This is a genomic window from Streptomyces sp. NBC_00659, from assembly GCF_036226925.1.
Lineage (GTDB): Bacteria > Actinomycetota > Actinomycetes > Streptomycetales > Streptomycetaceae > Streptomyces.
Genome location: NZ_CP109031.1, coordinates 2222699 through 2238104 on the forward strand (window position 1 = coordinate 2222699; position 15406 = coordinate 2238104).

The 15406-nt window shown below is 72.2% G+C and carries 12 protein-coding genes; 6 read left to right on the forward strand and 6 right to left on the reverse strand.

Annotated features, from left to right (window positions below):
• Nucleotides 1–183: 183 nt before the first annotated feature.
• Together OG410_RS09580 and OG410_RS09585 are read left to right on the forward strand one after the other, a co-directional pair.
• Complete coding sequence (locus tag OG410_RS09580; RefSeq protein ID WP_329298725.1) at nt 184–1728, forward strand: amino acid permease; 1545 nt, start codon at nt 184–186, stop codon at nt 1726–1728.
• Nucleotides 1729–1738: 10 nt separating this feature from the next.
• Nucleotides 1739–2734 carry an RluA family pseudouridine synthase gene (locus tag OG410_RS09585; RefSeq protein WP_329298726.1) on the forward strand — a complete coding sequence of 332 codons (996 nt, stop codon included), beginning with the start codon at nt 1739–1741 and terminating at the stop codon, nt 2732–2734.
• Here OG410_RS09585 and OG410_RS09590 read toward each other — a convergent pair.
• From OG410_RS09590 to OG410_RS09615, 6 genes are all read right to left on the reverse strand, one after another.
• Nucleotides 2728–4209 carry a cytochrome P450 gene (locus OG410_RS09590; RefSeq protein ID WP_329298727.1) on the reverse strand — a complete coding sequence of 494 codons (1482 nt, stop codon included), beginning with the start codon at nt 4207–4209 and terminating at the stop codon, nt 2728–2730. The genes OG410_RS09585 and OG410_RS09590 overlap by 7 nt on opposite strands.
• Before the next feature lie 76 nt (nt 4210–4285).
• Nucleotides 4286–4906, reverse strand: a complete 621-nt coding sequence (locus OG410_RS09595; protein ID WP_329298728.1) for a GTP-binding protein — start codon at nt 4904–4906, stop codon at nt 4286–4288.
• Nucleotides 4887–5336, reverse strand: a complete 450-nt coding sequence (locus OG410_RS09600; protein ID WP_329298729.1) for a DUF742 domain-containing protein — start codon at nt 5334–5336, stop codon at nt 4887–4889. The genes OG410_RS09595 and OG410_RS09600 overlap by 20 nt, the downstream gene beginning before the upstream one ends.
• Nucleotides 5333–5740 (reverse strand): roadblock/LC7 domain-containing protein, encoded by a 408-nt coding sequence (locus OG410_RS09605; protein WP_328454286.1) that lies wholly within the window; start codon nt 5738–5740, stop codon nt 5333–5335. Before OG410_RS09605 ends, OG410_RS09600 begins: the two co-directional genes overlap by 4 nt.
• Nucleotides 5737–7314, reverse strand: coding sequence for a sensor histidine kinase (locus tag OG410_RS09610; protein ID WP_329298730.1), 1578 nt, complete (start codon nt 7312–7314; stop codon nt 5737–5739). The genes OG410_RS09605 and OG410_RS09610 overlap by 4 nt, the downstream gene beginning before the upstream one ends.
• Nucleotides 7315–7618: 304 nt before the next feature.
• Nucleotides 7619–8245 carry a TetR/AcrR family transcriptional regulator gene (locus tag OG410_RS09615; protein ID WP_326788789.1) on the reverse strand — a complete coding sequence of 209 codons (627 nt, stop codon included), beginning with the start codon at nt 8243–8245 and terminating at the stop codon, nt 7619–7621.
• Nucleotides 8246–8457: 212 nt separating this feature from the next.
• On the opposite strand from OG410_RS09615, the gene OG410_RS09620 reads away from it, so the two are divergent.
• From OG410_RS09620 to atzF, 4 genes are all read left to right on the forward strand, one after another.
• The gene (locus tag OG410_RS09620; RefSeq protein ID WP_329298731.1) at nt 8458–9282 is read left to right on the forward strand and encodes an urea amidolyase associated protein UAAP1; all 825 of its coding nucleotides are present in this window, start codon (nt 8458–8460) and stop codon (nt 9280–9282) included.
• A complete protein-coding gene (locus tag OG410_RS09625; protein WP_329298732.1) occupies nt 9279–9878 on the forward strand; it encodes an urea amidolyase associated protein UAAP2 in 600 nt (199 codons plus the stop codon). Before OG410_RS09620 ends, OG410_RS09625 begins: the two co-directional genes overlap by 4 nt.
• A complete protein-coding gene (locus tag OG410_RS09630; protein ID WP_329298733.1) occupies nt 9875–13402 on the forward strand; it encodes a 5-oxoprolinase/urea amidolyase family protein in 3528 nt (1175 codons plus the stop codon). Before OG410_RS09625 ends, OG410_RS09630 begins: the two co-directional genes overlap by 4 nt.
• A gap of 309 nt (nt 13403–13711) precedes the next feature.
• Entirely contained in the window at nt 13712–15376 is a 1665-nt protein-coding gene (gene atzF / locus OG410_RS09635) for an allophanate hydrolase (RefSeq protein ID WP_329298734.1), read from the forward strand.
• Nucleotides 15377–15406: the final 30 nt, after the last annotated feature.

A 15406-nucleotide genomic window follows, 5' to 3' on the forward strand; every position in this document is an offset into this window, starting at 1 on the left:
TGAGCCGGTCGAAGCCGGCGACGTGCCGGATCCGGCCCGGCTCCCGGGACAACGGTGTGCAGGGCGTGAGGAATTGGGCCCGCCGCCGACACGGCCGCGTCACGCGGGTGAAACAGGGTCTCCCTAATTTCTGTCACCCGACAGGAATCCCGCTCATCCTTCGCGCCGAAGGCAGGTGCCACCGTGACCACCACCGCTCCCTCCGACGTACGCCCCGATCCGCCCGACTCCCCGGACGACCGCTCCCTGACCGAGTTCGGCTACCGCCAGGAGCTGCACCGCAGCCTCGGCCGGTACGCCTCGTTCGCCGCCGGGTTCTCCTTCATCTCCGTCCTCACCACGGTCTTCCAGTTCTTCGCCTTCGGGTACGCCTTCGGCGGCCCGGTCTTCTTCTGGACCTGGCCGATCGTGTTCGCGGGCCAGCTCGCCGTCGCCGCCTGTTTCGCCGAACTCGCCGCGCGCTACCCGATCTCCGGCGCGATCTACCAGTGGTCCTCGCGCCTGTCGAACCCCTCCTTCGGCTGGTTCGCCGGCTGGATCATGGTGATCGGGCAGATCGTGGTGGTCGCGGCGGCGGCGCTGGCCCTTCAGATGGTCCTGCCCGCGATCTGGTCGGGCTTCCAGCTCATCGGCGACGATCCGGCCCCGACCAGCCCCGACGGCGCCGCCAACGCGGCCGTCCTGGGCGTCGTCCTGCTCGTCCTGACGACGCTGGTGAACGTCCTCGACAACCGTGTGATGTCGGCGGTCAACCGGATCGGCGTCACCGCCGAGATCATCGGCGCCGTCCTGATCATCGTGCTGCTGTTCACCCACTCCGAGCGCTCCCCCGGCATCACCTTCCACACCGGCGGGGGCGGCACCGGACTGTTCGGGGCGCTGATGGTGGGCTCGTTCATGGCCGCGTACGTCATGATCGGCTTCGACAGCGCCGGAGAGATGAGCGAGGAGACCCATCACCCGAAGCGGACCGCGCCCCGCACGATCCTCACCGCGCTCGGCGCGGCGGGCCTGCTCGGCGGACTGATCGTGCTCGGTGGACTGCTCGCCGCCCCGAGCCTGACCGACGGCAGGCTCGGCGTCGACGGACTCAGCTACGTCCTGACCAGCAGCCTCGGCGACGGGGTCGGCCGGGCCCTGCTCGCCGATGTGGTGGTCGCCATCGCGGTGGCCACCCTGGCGATCCAGACGGCCGCCTGCCGCATGCTCTTCTCGATGGCCCGCGACAAGCAGCTCCCCTTCTCCGGCCGTCTCGCGAAGGTCGACCCGCGCACCGGCATGCCGAGCGCCCCCGCCCTGGTCGTCGGCGTCCTCGCCGCCGCCCTGCTGCTCCTGAACTTCGCCTCCCCGGACGCGTTCCTCGCGATCGGCACCACCTGCATCGTGATGCTGTACCTCGCGTACGCGATGGTCACCGGGCCGCTGCTGGTGCGCCGTCTGCGCGGGCAGCTCACCGCGGAAGGCGCCGACGAGACGGGGGCCCCGCTCTTCTCCCTCGGCCGCTGGGGCGTCCCCGTCAACGCCCTCGCCCTGGTCTACGGCCTCTTCATGACGGTCAACCTGGCCTGGCCGCGTGCCGCGGTGTACGACCCGGCGGGCGGGCACTGGTACTTCCAGTGGTTCACCGTGCTGTTCCTCGCCGTGACCCTGGTCGCGGGAGCGGGGTACCGGACGTACCGGGCGCGGGCGACGGCGGCGGGGTCTCCCCAGATGGTTCCCGCCTCGTAGGCTTGACCGGGTGAGACGCAAGCCCAGGATCCCGCCCTCTCCCCTCCCGCAGCGCCACGGGGTCGACCCCGTGCGGATCAGACTGCCGCGGGAGGGGAGCTGGGCCACGGCGCGGGCGTACCTGGTGGAGCGGCTCGCGGCGGGCGACGGAGTCATCGACACGATGATCGGCGAGGGCCTGATCGTCCACGCGGACGGACGGCCGCTGACCGCCGAAGCCGCCTACGCGCCGGGGATGTTCCTGTGGTTCCACCGGGAGCTGCCCCACGAGGAGCCGGTGCCGTTCCCGCTCGACGTGGTGTACCGGGACGAGCACATCGTCGTCGCCGACAAGCCGCACTTCCTGGCGACGACGCCGCGCGGCAGCCACGTCGCCCAGACGGCTCTGGCCCGGCTGCGACGGGAGCTGGACCTGCCGGAGCTGGGCGCGGCGCACCGCCTCGACCGGCTGACGGCGGGGCTCGTGCTGTTCACCGTACGGCCCGGGGAGCGCGGCGCGTACCAGTCGCTGTTCCGCGACCGGCTGATCGGCAAGGAGTACGAGGCCGTGGCGCCGTACGACTCCGGTCTCGCTCTGCCGCGCACGGTCAGCAGCCGCATCCTGAAGGAACGCGGGGTGATGGCCGCCCGGGAGGTGGCGGGCGAGCCGAACGCCGTCAGCGGGATCGACCTGGTCGAGCGCCGGGACGGGCTGGGGCGCTACCGGCTGACTCCTCGTACCGGGCAGACCCATCAGCTCCGGGTCCACATGAGCGCGTTGGGCGTGCCGATCCTCGGCGACCCGCTGTACCCGGTGGTGACCGGACCCGTGCCGGCCGGTGACTTCCGGCGTCCGCTGCAACTGCTCGCGCGGACGCTGGAGTTCACCGATCCGGTCACCGGCCGGGCCCACCGGTTCGCCAGCGGACGGACGCTGGAGGCGTGGACCTCGTACGACACCTGGTCGGCCCGGGGCACCGGGGTTCGGCAGCCCGTGCCGCGGGCGCCGGGCGCCGGGGATCAGTAGCCGCGCCACCAGCGCAGGAGGCGCTGCCAGGCGCCGAGCCGGCCGGCGGGCGGCGTGGCCGGGACGGGCTCGGGGGCCGTCGGCTGCGGTGCGGGTGCGGCCGGTGCCGTGCTGTCGGTGGTGACCTGCCAGTGGGACCGCTGGGGAGGCAGCGCGCGCACGGACGGCCGCTGCGTGACCTCCTGCGTCGGCTTGGGCTCGAAGCGTACGGGCAGATCGACGAGGTGGCGCGAGGACATGGTGCTCCGCCAGCGCAGGTCGCTCTCGTCGCAGTCGAGTTCGACATCGGGCAGCCGCAACAGCAGGGCGTCGACGCCGACATCGGCGATGGCACGGCCGATGTCCTGTCCCGGGCACTCGTGGGGACCGCCGCCGAAGGCGAGGTGGGAGCGGTTGCCCTGCATGCTCGCGGCCAGGTCGGGACGGATCCGGGGGTCGACGTTGCCGGGCGCGATCCCGAACAGCAGTCCGTCGCCCTTGCGGATGCGCTGACCGCCCAGCTCCGTCTCCTGCTTGGCGAAGTAGCCGAGGACGGCGCTGAACGGCGGCTCGTTCCACAGGGACTGCTCGACCGCCTCGGGCACGGTCATCTGGCCGCCGTTGAGCTGGGCACGGAATCGCGGGTCGGTGAGCAGCATGCGCAGCACGTTGGCGATGAGGTTGGCGGTGGCTTCGTAGGCGGCGAGCAGGACGAGCCGCAGGTGCTGGGCGACCTCGTCGTCGGTGAGCCGGGCCGGGTGGTTGATGAGGTGGCTGGTGAAGTCGTCATCGGGCTCGGCGCGGCGCCGCAGGGTGTGCTGGGTCAGCAGGCTCATGACGTACTCGTTGCTGGCGATGGCGGTGTCGGTGCCCTTGAGCAGGTCACGGGTGGCGTGCACCATGCGGTCGTTGTAGTCCTCGGGCATGCCGATGATCTCGCAGAGCACGGACATCGGCAGGTGCTCGGCGAACTGTCCGACCAGATCGGCCTTGCCGAGCGGGCAGAACGCGTTGACCAGGCGCTGTGTGGCGCGGTTGATGTAGCGCCGCAGGCTGCGGAAGTCGATGGTCGTCATGGCGCCGGTGACGGCGCCGCGCAGTCTGAGGTGCTCGTCGCCCTCGGCGTGGGAGCAGATGGGCTGCCAGGCGATATGGGGGGCGAGCGGATGGTCGGCTCCCGCCGTGCCGTCCCGGACGGCGGTCCACAGCCGGCTGTCGCGGGCGTAGTGCGCGGGGGTGCTGACCATGTGCAGGTTCTCGGCATGGCCGAGGACCACCCAAATGGGTACGTCGTTGTGCAGCAACACGGGTGCGACGGCGCCGTGTTCGGCTCGCAGCTTCTCGTACAGCGCGCCCAGGTCCTCGGCCTCGGGCCCGTACAGGCGACGCAGTCCGCCCGGAGGGTCGCCGGGGCCGATGCCGTGGGCCGGGCAGCCCGGCGGGGGGCCGAACGCGGGTTCTTCCGTACCGGCGGGGGAATGGGATTCGGTCGTCACAGTGATCGCTCCGAAGCTCAAATACGTTCTGTGGATGGGCAGTTGGCGTACGGATGCCGTCCTCACGGTACGGCGTTCAGCTGCGCGCCGAGGTCATCGCCAGGGAATGCAGGAACCGCATGAGGATCATCAAGGTGTCCCGGCTCGACGCCCTGCGGCGGGCGTCGCACTGCACGATCGGAATCTCCTCGGCGAGGTCGAGCGCGGCCCGCAGATCCTCGACCGGGTACCGGGGCGCGTCGGGGAAGTCGTTGACCGCGACGACGAACGGAACACCGCGCTCCTCCAGGCGTCCGATCACATCGAAGCTGACTTCCAGACGGCGGGTGTCGATCAGGACGACCGCGCCGAGCGCTCCCTCGAACAGACCGTTCCACAGGAACCAGAAGCGCTCCTGGCCCGGTGTGCCGAACAGATAGAGCACCAGCTGGTCGGTGATCGAGATCCGGCCGAAGTCCATGGCCACCGTGGTGGCGGTCTTGGTCTCGGACCCGTAGTTGTCGTCGACTCCGACGCCGGCCTGCGTCATGGTCTCCTCGGTCGTCAGCGGCTTGATCTCGCTGACGGAGCCCACCATGGTCGTCTTGCCGACTCCGAAGCCGCCCACGATCACGATCTTCACCGCGGCCTGTGCCGTGTGCGGGAGGTGGTCCTCGGCGCGAGGGCCCGTGATGGTGTCAGAGCTTTTGAAGTCCATGCATCACCGCTTCGAGGAGGGAACGGTCGGGGAGCGCCTGACGGACGATCGGCGCGCGCGCCTGGACCAGTTCGGCCGCCAGCAGCTCGGTGAGCAGGACGGTCACCACGCTGAACGGCAGATTGAGATAGGCCGAGATCTCAGCCACGGACAGGGGTGTCCTGCACAGCCGCAGCAGTGCCGACTGCTCCGGCTGGGTGGCGGGCGGCGGCGGGACGGCACGGGCGACGACCAGGGTGACCAGGTCGACCTCGGCCCGGTCGCCGCCCTCACCGCCGCCCGTGAGCACGTACAGGCGTTCCGGGTTCTTCGGTTTGTCCTGGCCCTGCTCCCCCTCGGGGCCGCGCGGGCCCTCGAGAGGAGCGGGCGGTGCGGGGGGTTCCGGGGGCCGCTCCCTGGGTTGGCGCCGACGGCGTTGCGGAGGAGTCATACGGTCTGCCCGTTGTGGCGCGGCGGACTCGTGAGATGGGCGCCGATCCGCACGACGAGGTCGCGCATGCGGTTGCTCATCAGGCCGGGTTCCGCGGTCTGGTTGGCGAGCACGGCGAGGTAGGCGTTGGGCCCCGCCGACATCAGGTAGAAGTAGCCGCCGTTGATCTCGATGATGACCATCCGCATCCGGCCGTCGCTCTTGGGGATCTCGCCCGCGACGGCTCCCGCCAGGCTCTGCAGGCCCGCGCAGGCCGCCGCGACCCGGTCGGCCGCGTCCGGGTCGCCGCCGTAGCGGGCGATGCGCAGTCCGTCGGCGGAGAGCACCACGATCTGCTGGATGCCCGGCACTCCGTCGGCGAGTTCCTTGAGCATCCAGTCGAAGTTGGCTCGCTGCTGGATCACTTGCGGTCCCCTTCGTCGTCGGCCTCGGCAGGGGCCGGCTGGTTGTCCGTGCTGAACGCGGTCGGGTCCGGGTCGCCTTTGAGCCCGTTCATGAACGCCTCGACCCACAGCCCGGGTTCGGGCTCCTTCTCCTGCGGACCGGGGTCGGGTGTCCACGAGGCGGCGGCCTCGGCGGCCTCCTGCTCGGCGCGCGCCTCGGCGTACCGCCGGCTGAGCGGGACCTTCATCCGGCTGCGGCGCTGCGGGAGGCCTCCGGGCGTCCATTCCGTGACGACCGGGACGTCGTCCTCGCGGGGGTCGCCGCTCGACGAGGGGATGCGGGGACCGGTGGTGGGCTTGCGCTTCTTGGGCTTGCGCGCGGGGCCCTCGACCCCGCCGTTGTCGATGCCGGCCACGGAGGTGGCCCCGATGCCGTGCGCGAGACCGGGCGCGAAGTCGGTGGTGAGCATGCCACGCGGCGCTACGAGGACGGCGCGGACGCCGCCGTACGCGGACTGCCGCAGCGAGATCTGCATGCTGTACATCTGCGCGAGTCGTCCGACGACCGCCATGCCGAGCCGGGGCGCCTGGCCCATGATGTTCGGGTCGACGCCCGCCGCGGCCAGCCGGAGCAGCTCCTCGATCTTGCCGCGGGCCTCGTCGCTGAGGCTGACGCCGCCGTCCTCGATCTCGATGGCGATGCCCGTCTGCACCTCGATCGCGGTGACGTGCACCTTGGTGTGGGGCGGTGAGTACCGGGTGGCGTTGTCCAGGAGCTCGGCGAGGGCGTGGATGAGCGGTTCGACGGAGACGCCGTTGACGGCGATGTCGACGATGTTGTGCAGCTCGATGCGCCGGTACTCCAGGATGCGGGACATCGCTCCGCGCAGGACGCTGAACAGCGGTACGGGTTCGGGCCATTGGCGTCCGGGGCGGCCGCCGCCGAGCACGGCGATGGAGTCGGCGAGCCGGCCGATCAGCGCGGTTCCGTGGTCGATGCGCAGCAGGTCGTCGAAGACCTCGGGATTGCGCCCGTGGTCCTCCTCCATCTCACGCAGTTCGTTGTTCTGCTGGTGGACGATGGCCTGGACGCGCCGGGCGATGTTGACGAAGGAGCGCTGTGCCGCGTCGCGCATCGACTCCTCGGCGTCGATGATCTTGAGCAGCTGCTTCAGCAGGTCCTTCTGGGACTTGGCGATCTCATGGAAGTCCGGGTTGTCGCGGCCCAGGGTACGGACGACCTCCGAGGGGGAGTCGCCGTCGTGCAGCCGGTCGATCGCGTACGGCAGGACCTCCCGGGTGAAGCGCACGATCTCCTGATCGTGCGCGGCGACGCGCTGTTCCAGGGAGGCGGCGCGGTGCGCGAAGTCGGCCCGCAGTTCACGGGCCACGCGACCGCGGCGGACGGCTTCGCCGCCGATCGCGATGACCAGCAGCGTGGCGAAGCCGCCGCACAGGGCCACCGCGCCCTTGGCCGGCTCCGTCACGGCGGCGACGGCGGCGCCGGTCACCACCGCCATGAGTACGGCCGGCAGCAACAGCACGCGCGCGTAGGGAAGTTCACTGCCACCGGGAGGCGATTGAACACTCACCATGTAGGCCCTCTGAGACAAGTCGGCTGGGGGTGGGGGAGGTTTCCGGGGGAAACGGAACAGATCGGTACGGGTCAAACCCGATCTTCGGAACTTTGGGGAACAAGCGCACGAATACATCCCAACTCGGTGCGCTGCGGGCGAGCTTAGTCCGACCGGATCAACGCTGTGTCATATTCAGCAAGCACCTGAAACCGCCCATAAGACTGGAGTACCCTCAGCCCCATTTGCACGCTGCGCCCCCATCCGCACACGCTGCGTGATGACGTACGGGCATGCGAACAGCGTGGTGAAGCGGTGCGGAGGCTCAGACCCCGGCGATGCGCAGCGCCGCGTCCGCCGTGGCCTCGGCGAACGCCGACACCGGGCGCTGCGGATCGGAGCGGTGCACGAGGATGACACCCTCGATCAGCCCGAACAGCAGATCCGTCCGCAGATCGAGCTCACTCTTGGCGAGCGCGCCGCCGGCCGCCGTGGCGGCCAGCAACTGACGGTAGGTGTCCTTGAGTTCGGCCCGCACGGCATGGAAGCCGGCGAAGCGTTCGGTGCGCACCTCGGGCAGCAGATAGAGACCGCCGAGGTTGTGCGGCCCGCCGCACAGCACTTCCACGTCGGTGCGGCACAGCTCCCACAGCCGGCCCTCCGCGGGCGCCGCGTCGTCGGCGAGGAGTTCACGGGCGTACGCAAGTGAGGGGGTGACCGTGGACTCCAGGAGCTCGGCGAGCAACTCCTCCTTGCCGGTGACGTAGTGGTACATGGACGCCTGACGCATGCCCGCCCGCTCGGCGACGGCACGGGTGGTGGTGGCCGCGTATCCCCGCGTCGTGAACAACTCGGCTGCGGCGTCCAGCAGTTCGGCGCGCGGCGTCAGCCCGCTGTCCGGCCGCTGCGCGGCCCGAGGCCTGCCGACCCGCCGTCCGCCACCCGTTCCCATGCGTTCGATCCTCGCACACCCGGCAGGCCCCGACAGGGCGCCCCGGCGCGCTCCGCGGACACCGGTCCGCGGCGCGCAGGGCCCCTCACCGGCGGCGCGCCCCACGTGAGGGACCGGTAACCGCGCGGCAACACGCGGGACACGGTCGCGACCCACCCCGCCCCTAATTTCTGTCGCGCGACAGAAATGACCGAGGAGCCGGAGGACCCGCGATGGCGACAGCGACCACCCACGGAGCACGCGACCACGCCCGCGCCCAGCAGGGAACCCGTGCGGAGGCCATGCCCGTGGTCCCCGCGGGCGACTGGCCGGCGCCGCCCTGCGAGGCGGGCCATCTGGTGTGGGCGGAGACCGTGGCGGGCGGCAACTACACGCACAAGGTGCTGGCCCGCGGCACCGAACTGCGCCTGACCGACCTCACCGGCGACGCCTGCGCCCACCTCCTGCTGTACGTCGCCGACCGGCCGTGGGAACGCCTGAACGTCGCCGACACCGTCAAGGTCCAGTGGAACGCCTATCTGAGCCAGGGGCGGCTGCTCCTGTCCGACCAGGGCCGGGTGCTCGCCTCGGTGGTCTCCGACACCTCCGGCCGGCACGACGCCCTGTGCGGCACCTCCACGCTCGTACGCAACACCGGACGCTACGGGGACGGAACCCCGCAGTCCGCGTCCCCGGCCGGCCGCGAGCTGTTCAAACTGGCCGCCGCGAAGAACGGGCTCGGTCCTCGCGATCTGCCGCCCTCGCTCTCCTTCTTCCAGGGCGTGGAGATACGCGACGACGGGTCACCGGCCTTCACCGGCTCGGCCGGCCCCGGCGCCGCCGTCACCCTGCGCGCCGAACAGGACGTCACCGTGCTGATCGCGAACGTGCCGCACCCGGCCGACCCGCGCCCCGACTACACGAGCACCCCGCTGGAGGTGCTGGCCTGGCGCGCACGGGCGACCGCGGCGGGCGACCCGCTGTGGGAGGCCACACCCGAGGGCTGCCGCGCCTTCCTCAACACCGCCGAATTCCTTGCCACGAGGGGGCTCGCATGACGCACGTCACCGTCCCGGCCCGGGCTGCCTGGTCCGCCGTCGTCCGCGCCGGCCAGACGCTCACCGTCACCGACCTGCACGGCAACCAGGCCGTCGACTTCCTGGTGTACGACGCCGCGGACACCGCCGTCCGCTACAGCGCCCCCGACACGATCCAGGCCCAGGGCAACATCTTCCTGACCACGGGCAGCGTGCTGATGTCGAACGAGCACACACCGCTGATGACCGTCGTCGAGGACGAGGTCGGCCGGCACGACACGGTCGGCGGCGCCTGCTCCAAGGAGTCGAACACCCTGCGCTACGGGCACCACACATGGTCCCAGCACGCCTGCGTCGACAACTTCCTCGCCGAGGGCGCCCGTCACGGCCTCGGCAAGCGCGATCTCGTGTCCAACATCAACTGGTACATGAACGTGCCCGTCGAGAAGGACGGCACCCTCGGCATCGTCGACGGCATCTCCGCCCCCGGACTGCGGCTGGCCCTGCGCGCCGAACGCGATGTGATCGTGCTGGTCTCCAACTGCCCCCAGATCAACAACCCGTGCAACGGCTTCGAGCCGACCGCGGTCGCGATGACGATCGGGGCCTCCGCATGAGCTTCGACACCCTGCTGATCGCCAACCGCGGCGAGATCGCCGTCCGGATCATCCGCACGGCCCGTGAACTGGGCCTGCGCACCGTCGCCGTGTACTCCGACGCCGACCGCGCGGCACCCCACGTCCGCCTCGCCGACGAGGCCGTACGGCTCGGCCCCGCCCCCGCGAAGGAGTCCTACCTCGACGGCGACCTGGTCCTGAAGGCCGCCAAGGACACCGGGGCCGGGGCCATCCACCCCGGATACGGCTTCCTGTCCGAGGACGCGGCGTTCGCGCGGCGCTGCGAGGACGCCGGGATCGTGTTCGTCGGACCGACACCGGAGCAGCTGGAGCTGTTCGGCGCCAAGCACACCGCGCGGGCGGCGGCCGAGGCGGCCGGGGTGCCGCTGGCGCCGGGCACGGGACTGCTCTCCGGTCTCCCCGAGGCGCTGGACGCGGCCGGCCGCATCGGCTACCCCGTCATGCTCAAGGCCACCGGCGGTGGCGGCGGCATCGGCATGTCGGCATGTCGATCCGCCGATGAACTGACCGAGGCCTGGGACCGGGTGCAGCGCGTCGCGGCGGCCTCCTTCTCCTCGGCCGGGGTCTTCCTGGAGCGACTGGTCGAACACGCCCGCCATGTCGAGGTGCAGGTCTTCGGCGACGGCCGGGGCCGTGTCGTCACCTTCGGCGACCGCGACTGCTCGCTCCAGCGCCGCAACCAGAAGGTCCTGGAGGAGGCGCCCGCCCCCGGCCTGCCCTCCCGCATACGCGCCGAACTAGCCTCCGCAGCACGCGAGTTGTGCGCCTCGGTCGGCTACCGCTCGGCCGGGACCGTCGAGTTCGTCTACGACGCCGCCCGCGAGGAGGCGTACTTCCTGGAGGTCAACACCCGCCTCCAGGTGGAACACCCGGTCACCGAGGAGATCTACGGCGTCGACCTCGTCGCCTGGATGCTGCGCCTGGCCCGGGGCGAGTCCGATGTCGTACGGGACCCGGGGGCACCGCGGGGTCACGCCGTCGAGGCGCGGGTCTACGCCGAGGACCCCTCGCGCGAACACCGGCCCAGCGCGGGCCTGTTGACGCGGGTCGAGTTCCCCGCCGGGGTCCGCGTGGACGGCTGGGTCGAGACCGGCACCGAGGTGACCACTTCCTACGACCCGATGCTCGCGAAGGTCGTCGCGTACGGGACGGACCGGGCCGAGGCCCTGGAACGCCTCGACGAGGCACTGGCCGGGACCCGGGTGGACGGGATCGAGACGAACCTCGGTCTGGTGCGGGCCGCGCTCGCCGAACCGTCCTTCCGGCGGGCGGCGCACTCCACGGCCACGCTGGCCGGCGTGAACGATCCCACCCCACGCGTCGAGGTCGTGTCCGGCGGCACGCTCACCACCGTGCAGGACTGGCCCGGACGCACCGGCCACTGGCAGGTCGGGGTACCGCCGTGCGGCCCCATGGACGACCTCTCCTTCCGGCTCGGCAACCGCGCGCTCGGCAACCCCGAGGGCGCACCGGGCCTCGAATGCACCCTGCAAGGACCGGCGTTGAGGTTCACCCACGCCACGACGGTGTGCGTCACGGGCGCACCCGCGCCGGTCACCGTGGACGGGGCCGCCGTCGCCCAGTGGGAGCCGGTGACCGTACCGGCCGGAGCCGTGCTGGAGGTCGCGGCGCCCGCCGGGCACGGCCTGCGCACCTATGTGCTGTTCGCGGGCGGCGGCCTTGACGTGCCCGCCTTCCTCGGCAGCGCCTCCACCTTCACGCTCGGCCGGTTCGGCGGCCACGGGGGCCGGACCCTGCGGACCGGTGACGTCCTGCACGGCGGAACGGTCACCGAAGCCGGGGCACCCGTGCCACCCGCCGAACGGCCCGGCCTCACCGCCGAGTGGCGGATCGGCGCCCTCGAAGGACCGCACGCCGCACCGGAGTTCTTCACCGAGGACGACATCCACGACTTCTACGCCGCCGACTGGAAGGTCCACTTCAACTCGGCCCGCACCGGCGTACGGCTCATCGGTCCCAAGCCCCGCTGGGCCCGCACCGACGGCGGCGAGGCCGGACTGCACCCGTCCAACATCCACGACACCCCCTATTCGGTCGGGGCCGTCGACTACACCGGTGACATGCCGGTGCTCCTCGGTCCGGACGGCCCCTCCCTCGGCGGCTTCGTCTGCCCGGCGACCGTCGTCAGCACGGAACGCTGGAAGCTCGGCCAGCTCCGCCCCGGCGACACCGTGCGCTTCGCACCGCTCGCCGACGACGGTTCGGCGCGGCCGGCGATCGTCGACGGCGGGGTGCTCGCCCGGGACGGCGACGTGACGTACCGCCGCAGCGGCGACGACAACCTGCTGGTCGAGTTCGGTCCCATGCAACTGGACCTCGCCCTGCGGATGCGGGTCCACGCGCTGATGGAGGCGGTGGCGGCCGCGGATCTCGACGGCGTCACGGACCTGACACCGGGCATCCGCTCGCTCCAGATCCAGGCGGACCCGCGCCGGCTCCCCCAGCGTGAACTCCTGGACACCGTACGGCGCACCGTCCGGGCCCTGCCCCCGAGCGATCAGCTCGTCGTCCCCTCCCGCACCGTCCATCTCCCGCTGTCCTGGGACGACCCGGCCACCCGCGAGGCCATCGCCCGCTACATGGCCGGCGTCCGCGACGACGCTCCCTGGTGCCCCTGGAACATCGAGTTCATCCGCCGGGTCAACGGCCTGGACTCGGTGGACGACGTCTACCGCACCGTCTTCGACGCCGAGTACCTGGTCCTCGGCCTGGGCGACGTCTACCTGGGCGCGCCGGTCGCCACCCCGCTCGACCCGCGCCACCGGCTGGTCACCACCAAGTACAACCCCGCCCGCACCTGGACCGCCGAGAACTCGGTCGGGATCGGCGGCGCCTACCTCTGCGTCTACGGCATGGAGGGCCCCGGCGGCTACCAGTTCGTCGGCCGTACGACCCAGGTGTGGTCCGGGTGGCAGCAGCGCGGCGCGTTCGAGCCGGGCTCGCCCTGGCTGCTGCGCTTCTTCGACCGGATCAAGTGGTACCCGGTGGAGGCGGACGAACTCCTGGAGCTGCGGGCCGACATCATCTCCGGCCGCTTCGTCCCGCGCGTCGAGGAGGGCACCTTCTCGCTCGCCGCGTACGAGACCTTCCTCGCCGAGAACGCCGAGTCGATCGCGGAGTTCCGGGGCCGGCAGGGCGGCGCGTTCTCCGCCGAACGGGACGCCTGGGAGGCGGCGGGCGAGTTCACCCGCGCGGAGGCGGCCGCGGCCCCACCGGCTCCGGCCGCCGCGGTGAGCGTCCCGGAGGGCGGCTGGCTGATCGAGGCCGAGTTCGCCGCGTCGGTGTGGCAGCTGAACGTGGCTCCGGGCGAACAGGTCACGGCGGGGCAGCCGTTGCTCGCCCTCGAAGCGATGAAGATGGAGTCACGTGTCCCCGCCCCGGCCGACGGCGTGGTCCGGCAGATCCTCGCCCGGCCGGGTGACCAGGTGGAGGCGGGCACGCCACTGCTGGTACTCGCCCCTCTGGAACCGCCGGCGTCCTGACGCCCCACCACCCGCCCGGCCCCGTATCCGCCGGCCCGGCCCCGTCCCCACCCGCGCACGAGCCCCGTCCCGGACCGCCCGCACCCGCCGCTCCGCCGGTCGACACCGTCCGCCACGGGCCGGACCGCCCCTCCGCGCCCTGCCCCGCAGCCGTCCGCCCGGTCCGAACCCGCCCCCTCCGTCGTCCGCACCTCTCAGGTCCGCCGTCGAACCCCGGTCCGCCGGGGCAGAAATCCGAAAGCGGCCCGGGGTGCGCGCCACGACCGCCGGACCGTCGGCGGGGGCGTCCTCCCAGCACAAGGAGTTCCGATGTCCGCCCTCACCCGAGTCCGCCTGGCGTACGCCCGTATCGAGGCCGTGGACCGCCCCGAGATCTGGATCGACCTGCGCCCCCGGGCGGAGGCCGAGCGCGAGGCCCGTGCCGTGGACGAGCGGGTCGCCGCCGGAGAGCGCCTCCCGCTCGCCGGCAGGCTCCTGGCCGTGAAGGGCAACATCGACGTGGCGGGCCTGCCCACCACCGCCGGCTGCCCGGCCTACGCCTACGCACCGGAGGCCGACGCCCCCGCGGTCGCCCGCCTCCGCGCGGCCGGAGCCGTCGTGCTCGGCACCACCAACCTGGACCAGTTCGCCACCGGCCTGGTCGGCACCCGCTCACCGCACGGCGCCGTCCGGGGCGCCCTGGACCCGGAAAGGATCAGCGGCGGCTCCAGCTCGGGATCGGCCGTGGCGGTGGCCCTGGGCATCGTCGACCTGGCGCTCGGCACGGACACCGCCGGCTCCGGCCGCGTGCCCGCCGCGTTCAACGGCATCGTCGGCCTGAAACCGACCCCCGGCCTGGTGCCGACGACCGGCGTCGTCCCGGCCTGCGCCTCCCTGGACTGCGTGACCGTGTTCGCCCGCACCCTCCCGGAGGCCGAACAGGCCCTCGCCCATCTGACGTCCCCCTCCGGGCGCGAGCTGCCGCCCCTGGCACAACGCGCGCCCGGCCCCTGGCGCGTCGCCGTCCCACCGACAGCGCAGCTCGGCGAACTCGACGAGGGCTGGGCGCAGGCCTACGAGGCGGCGGTGAACCGGCTCGTCACCGCCGGGGCACAGGTGCGCACCCTCGACCTCACCCCGTTCACCGAGGCCGCCGCGATGCTCTACGAGGGCGCCTTCGTCGCCGAGCGCTACACCGCGGTGGGGAACTTTGTCGACAAGCTGACCTCCGAGGGGGGCGCCGGGCTCGACCCGACCGTCGCGGGAATCATCACCCGCGCGCGGGACATCCCGGCCCACCAGCTCTACGCGGACCAGGAGCGCCTGGCCTCCCTGCGCACCCGGGCCCTCGCGGAACTGGCCGACGCCGACGCGCTGCTCCTGCCCACCGCGCCCGGCCATCCCACGCTCGCCGAGGTCGCCGCCGACCCGCTGGGCGCCAACGCCCGCCTGGGCCGCTTCACCAACTCCACGAACCTGTTCGACCTGGCGGCGGTCGCCGTTCCGGCCGGGCGGACACCCGCGGGAGGTCCTTTCGGCGTGATGCTCATCGGACGTGCGTTCACCGATGAGCGGCTCGCACGGATCGCCCGTCTCCTGGAACCGGAGACCCGCCTCGCCGTGGTGGGGGCGCATCTGTCCGGCCAGCCGCTCAACGCCCAGCTGCTCTCCCTGGGCGCCCGCCTCGAACGTACGACGACCACCGCCGCCGTCTACAGGCTGCACGCCCTGGCGACCAGTCCGCCGAAACCGGGGCTCGTCCATGTCGGCGCGGGCGGCGCCGCTGTCGAGGCCGAGGTGTGGAGCCTGCCCGCGGACGGCCTGGGCCGGCTGCTGGCGGCACTCCCCCGCCCGATGACGCTGGGCAGCGTCGAACTGGCCGACGGCACCCATGTGCCCGGCTTCCTGTGCGAACCCGGCGCACTGGCCGAAGCGCCCGACATCACGTCCTACGGCGGCTGGCGCGGGTATCTCGGCCGCGAACGGGACCGGTGACCCGCCCGGGCCACGCGATCCGCATGAGCC

Coding starts and splice junctions, on each gene's coding strand:
- OG410_RS09595 (WP_329298728.1), bottom strand. CDS start 4,906: ATGGACTTCAAAAGCTCTGACACCATCACGGGCCCTCGCGCCGAGGAC.
- OG410_RS09600 (WP_329298729.1), bottom strand. CDS start 5,336: ATGACTCCTCCGCAACGCCGTCGGCGCCAACCCAGGGAGCGGCCCCCG.
- OG410_RS09610 (WP_329298730.1), bottom strand. CDS start 7,314: ATGGTGAGTGTTCAATCGCCTCCCGGTGGCAGTGAACTTCCCTACGCG.
- OG410_RS09615 (WP_326788789.1), bottom strand. CDS start 8,245: ATGGGAACGGGTGGCGGACGGCGGGTCGGCAGGCCTCGGGCCGCGCAG.
- OG410_RS09620 (WP_329298731.1), top strand. CDS start 8,458: ATGGCGACAGCGACCACCCACGGAGCACGCGACCACGCCCGCGCCCAG.
- OG410_RS09625 (WP_329298732.1), top strand. CDS start 9,279: ATGACGCACGTCACCGTCCCGGCCCGGGCTGCCTGGTCCGCCGTCGTC.
- OG410_RS09630 (WP_329298733.1), top strand. CDS start 9,875: ATGAGCTTCGACACCCTGCTGATCGCCAACCGCGGCGAGATCGCCGTC.
- atzF (WP_329298734.1), top strand. CDS start 13,712: ATGTCCGCCCTCACCCGAGTCCGCCTGGCGTACGCCCGTATCGAGGCC.